Source organism: Arthrobacter sp. Bi26 (assembly GCF_918697925.1).
GTDB lineage: Bacteria > Actinomycetota > Actinomycetes > Actinomycetales > Micrococcaceae > Arthrobacter.
The window spans coordinates 1-4,487 of record NZ_CAKKMF010000168.1; the positions used below are offsets into that span (position 1 = coordinate 1).

The 4,487-nt window shown below is 61.1% G+C and carries 5 protein-coding genes and 2 pseudogenes; 2 read left to right on the plus strand and 5 right to left on the minus strand.

Going from position 1 to position 4,487, the window contains the following annotated elements:
* Both LQV16_RS22915 and LQV16_RS22920 read right to left on the minus strand, forming a co-directional pair.
* Positions 1-266: hypothetical protein (locus LQV16_RS22915; protein WP_229996138.1), on the minus strand; the 266-nt coding region annotated here is incomplete at its 3' end.
* A pseudogene (locus tag LQV16_RS22920) lies at positions 243-372 on the minus strand (recombinase family protein); the annotation flags it as partial. The pseudogene LQV16_RS22920 and the gene LQV16_RS22915, both read right to left, overlap by 24 nt.
* Positions 373-789: 417 nt before the next feature.
* Here LQV16_RS22920 and LQV16_RS22925 point away from each other — a divergent pair.
* Positions 790-1,167, plus strand: a complete 378-nt coding sequence (locus tag LQV16_RS22925) for a hypothetical protein (protein ID WP_028275079.1) — start codon at positions 790-792, stop codon at positions 1,165-1,167.
* Positions 1,168-1,794: 627 nt separating this feature from the next.
* Here the strand turns inward: LQV16_RS22925 and LQV16_RS22930 are convergent.
* Positions 1,795-2,520 carry a hypothetical protein gene (locus LQV16_RS22930; RefSeq protein WP_229996139.1) on the minus strand — a complete coding sequence of 242 codons (726 nt, stop codon included), beginning with the start codon at positions 2,518-2,520 and terminating at the stop codon, positions 1,795-1,797.
* A 349-nt stretch (positions 2,521-2,869) separates the two neighbouring features.
* Positions 2,870-3,076: a hypothetical protein gene (locus LQV16_RS22935; protein WP_229996140.1), complete on the minus strand. Its 207-nt coding sequence runs from the start codon at positions 3,074-3,076 to the stop codon at positions 2,870-2,872.
* On the opposite strand from LQV16_RS22935, the gene LQV16_RS22940 reads away from it, so the two are divergent.
* A complete protein-coding gene (locus tag LQV16_RS22940) occupies positions 3,075-3,398 on the plus strand; it encodes a helix-turn-helix transcriptional regulator (protein ID WP_229996141.1) in 324 nt (107 codons plus the stop codon). The genes LQV16_RS22935 and LQV16_RS22940 overlap by 2 nt on opposite strands.
* Positions 3,399-4,318: 920 nt before the next feature.
* Here the strand turns inward: LQV16_RS22940 and LQV16_RS22945 are convergent.
* A pseudogene (locus LQV16_RS22945) lies at positions 4,319-4,487 on the minus strand (amino acid-binding protein); the annotation flags it as partial.

A 4,487-nucleotide genomic window follows, 5' to 3' on the forward strand; every position in this document is an offset into this window, starting at 1 on the left:
GTGCCGCACGAGAATAGCTGTCGCCATCCACCCAGCCTAACCACCCGCTCGATGGCGGTGTGAACCGTACCGGGTCGCGCGTCGGACAGGCAGATAAGGCACTGGCGGAACCCTTCAAGCACGCCGATGCGCTCAAAGCCGCCCAGACGGACTCGGCACGCATTGACCAGCTCATGGCCGACGCAGCAAAACCGGAAGAACCGGCACAGCCAGACCCCCGGCCGATGTCGACCCCGCATGGAGGACAGGCGGTCGAGTTTGGTCACGACCAGGGTGTCCCCGTTTCGGCAGGCGGCCAGCGCTTCCCGGCCGTGCCCGGTTGGCGCCGGTGAGGCCCTGGTCCGTGAATGTCTTGTCCGGTGCCACTCCCAGAGCGAGAAGGGCGTTCTTCTGGGCGGTTAGGTCTTGGTCGTTGGTGGATACGCGGGCTTATCCGGTCAGCAGCCCGGTCTTGGTGTTGAATGTACCGTTTATCCCCCCCGTCACCGGGCATTTTTACGGGCGGGTCTTACGGGAATCGGCCGGCCGCGGAAAGACGGCGATCGTGATCTGGAAATCTTGGCTGGCGCTGGCGCCGGTGGGGGACCGTCTAACGGGCGGTCGCAACCTGGGGCCGGCCCACCGATGTCATTTTCCGAAGTCGTCTGCACGGAACGTCAGGAGTCCTCTGCACTACAGGAACAGCTCATCTGGGGCGGGGCGGGTCGAGCAAGGATCCAGCGGGCCCGCGTGATTGGTGGTGCGGTTTGGCTAATTCGTTGGTGAGGCGTGCATGCCACAATGAGGCCCATGACTCGAATCCTCATGATCGGCATCCACGCGCGAGCCCTCGACTATAGCAAGCTGCCTCCTGGCCTCGACGAGGCCACGATGACCGAACGGATCGAAGCGGGGTTCGGGGCCACTACGGCCGCCGGCTTCGACGCCGTCAACTGCCTGATCGGCACCTCCCCGGACGAGGCCGAAGCAGAGATTCGCTCGGCGTTCGGTCGTGATCGTTTCGGCCTCGTGATGATCGGGGGCGGCATCAGGATGATCCCGGAGTACACCGAGCTCTTCGAACGGATCATCAACGTGTGCAATGCGGAATCGCCCGGAATCACCTTCTGCTTCAACACATCGCCCGAGACGACTCTGGACGCGTTGGAGCGTCACGCCCAGCCGTGAACGTCTGCGACGCGATCCGGTGCGTCGACTAGCCTCGGCGTTTCGTGTCGGCGGTCATGAGATGCGCCTCTGCTCACGTGCGGCTGCGATGTATTGGGAATAGGTGCTCGCCTTACGGGCACTGTTGCGACACGGAGCGACAAAAAAACGCCGCCACAGAGCGACCAACTCCACACGTGCAGTGTTTCGTGCAAAGGTCAGCGTCGGCGTTCCGCGAATTGGCGCGGCGTCAGGAGCCGCGGACGATGCGGTGTGGCCAGCGCACGAATACGACCGTTACTGGTCACGCTCACTCGCGGCGGCGCCCGGTAAAGGATCCCTCAGCGTGCGCCACCGGACTCCGCACTGTGGGCTCATCCATCGTGGCGTGAGTTCTTCTTGAGTTTTTCTTATGCCGGTTTTTGTCCATCGGGACGGCGGAAGCTTGATTGGGTCAGTGGCGGTGTCGGCTGCGTTGGCGGGCATCTGGTACTGGCCCTCGCGAAGGGATCGACGCAAGGGCATCAGGCGCACAGGGGTTCCGGACATTACGGTCCGTTCAGTACCTGCCTTCGCTCCCAGGACTTGAGCCAGGCGCAGGCGAAGCTAGAACCGCCGCCGGAAGACTACTCCGATGCCGGGTACCCGTCAGCGCATCGTCAAGCGCATGAATTCACCGCCGTTTTCACTCGCCTCAAGCCGTGTGATGAAGCCAAACTTGCGGTAGAGCAACACGGCCGAGGCCCCGTCCTGGTCATCCTTCTTCTGTAGGAAGCGGAGCATTTTTGCGACATCCGAACGCTTTACTTCTGGAACTTTGAAGTATGCGTAGGCGGATGCGGGCGAGGAACCAGTAGTTAGAACTCGGATGTTGAACCTTTGATCCGGTAGCTCATGCCGAAGTAGCGCGCTAATGTCCGGCACATGCGTCAGTAAGGAGCGAAACGACCGCGCGGCTTCCTGTCGGGCGTCTTCCCCCTCACCCATAGTCCTAACACCCAGCTCAACGTCGAAGGAAGGCTTATAAGGGTCCAGGATTCGTTCCTCGATGTGTCTCTTCAGCTGCCGCCATTTGTCACGGACGTTTGCCACTCGCGCCAACACGACCGACGCCGCCCCTGCCAGGAACTCCCAATGTTCCTGGATCCAGAGCAGGGTCTCGAAAAATGCCGGAGCGCCCGCGGCGGCACCAATGCCGGCGTGCCAGCACCGTCGGGAGGAGAGCCCTTTTTCCTTCAGGAAATCATCGAGAAGGTTCAAAACACGGTTGGTCACTTCTTCACTGTCATAGACTGCTGGTCCTCGGAAGTAGGCCGCATAATCGATGCCTTCAAAATCGCTGGCCCTGCTGCCGTCTACCGGGATCATGATCATGAATCGAATATATAGGGCAGATCTGTTCCCTGCCGCCCGCGCGGGACCTTTGGTTGACGCGGAGCCGGGGACGGCACTTCGGTGACTGTATAGAGCTTTGGTTCTCAAAACTCGTCGTGAGGAATTGGGGCGACCGTATCTTGTCAGAACTATTTGTGAGAATGGCAGGAGTCAGCTTTTTCCGGGATCTGAGAAGACACCGACTCTCGATTGTTCCCCTTCTCGGAATCCTTCGTTATCGAGAACTGCCAAGGTGCACTACTAACTTGTGAATCGCAGCGGCAGTTGGCGTTGGTCTGTCAGCCGGGCCAACGGCCCACCGATCTCTTCAAATCTGTCCCGTAGAGGGTCAAGAGTGAACCGGATTTCCATGGGCGTCCAGAGTGGTTGTCTCCGCACCAAAGAGCAGAGCGCGATAGCGGGCGGCATCACAAAGTGCTGTGAAAGTCAGAACGGCCAACCGGGCGAGGCCCGCCAGCATCAGCATGGTGGCGAACATAAGAACGTGGGCAAGGGAAATCAGGAAACCGATGCCGAGGGTCATGAGAAAGGTCATGTTTGATTGTGTCTACCTGACATGTCGCCCACCGTCGGCCAGCCAGATCTACCGGCTGGCTGCGGAGAAACCGAAGAGGCTAAATCTGCAGGTGCTCGTGGCCTTGATGGATACCCTTGATTGCACCGCCGATGGCTTGATCGGGAAGGTGACCTGCCTTCGGCGAAGGGCCCTGCCCCGGGGCCTGACGGAGGAGCTACGGCGTCGGGGGGCAGAACACCGGCCTGGCTGGGGAGTTCGGCAACAGCCGCGAAACCCTCTACCAGTACCTCAGGTCAGGGAGCTGACGCACGTCGCCGTGTATCGGCAATGCGTGCCGTGATCAGGCGCCCGGTAATGCAGAGGCGTGTTCTTGGACTTTGAGGGTGACCGGTGGCTCCACGATCCGCAGCCGGCAGGAAGTCGCCGAGGAGTCGATGCCAGAGGAAAGACTGGACTGGCGGGCGTGCTCCCGGAGTTCATCGAAGGCCGCGGCCGTCACCCCGGCATGCGCGAGATTAACCACCACCTCATACCCGGAAACTTGGTGACGACCCGGCGGCAGACGACGTAGAGGGCCCGGAGGTTGGTGTGCGTCAGGACGCCTCGAATGTCGACTTTGGCGGTCTCTTCGACGGCGTCTAGTCGGACGACTACGTTGAGACGCAGGTCCCTGTGGGACGGGTGGGCAAAGTACGAGCTGGAATGGTGGTGTTGGGAATGGTTCACTGAGCAACAGAGCTCCAGTGCAGCCCAGGAGCCGACTGAGCCCTGCGAGGCTCCTTGTGGATTAACATTGGGCGTTGTCTCCTGCTCTTTCCTGCGAGGCTGGATACCGCAAATTGCCATTTCCTTCCGGTAGCTGCCCATGGTTCGCTTTTTGGATGGCCCCTACGGCGTCCGGTTGCCCTCGCTGGCACATATTGCGGCCAGATTTGGAGGACTCACGCCAGGTGGATGACGGCGGCGGTCGAGTCGCCGGTCCCGCGTCACCGGCTGCGGCTGCAATTCGGAGAATGGCGGCCGCCTCCATGTCCACGAGCTTGCGTGTTCCGGTCCTTGAGCAAATGATCCAAAACATCTCCACCGACGGCAGGGGGTAGCTCACCCTTCCTCGGTGCAGGAGCTTGCCGAGGCGCCAGGCTTCGATTTCGTCGCCATAGGAAAGTTCCGAGCATGAGCGGACAGGTGAAGGCAGAGCTGCAGTCATGATTGTCTCCTTTCGGTGCGGTCGCCGCTTCGGGGACGACACCTCCCGGTTTTCTATTGCCGAGGCCGTACTGGGTGTTTTCGTGTCAATTCAGTGAGCTCGGCGAGCTCGGCTAGCCTGTGCGCCCGGGCGGATTCGGCCGGTGTGAAGGGCGCCCGGGGGCGGGAGAAGCCGAGGGGTCCATGCCGGGGGGATGGTATTTTCAGGACGGTGCCATCACAT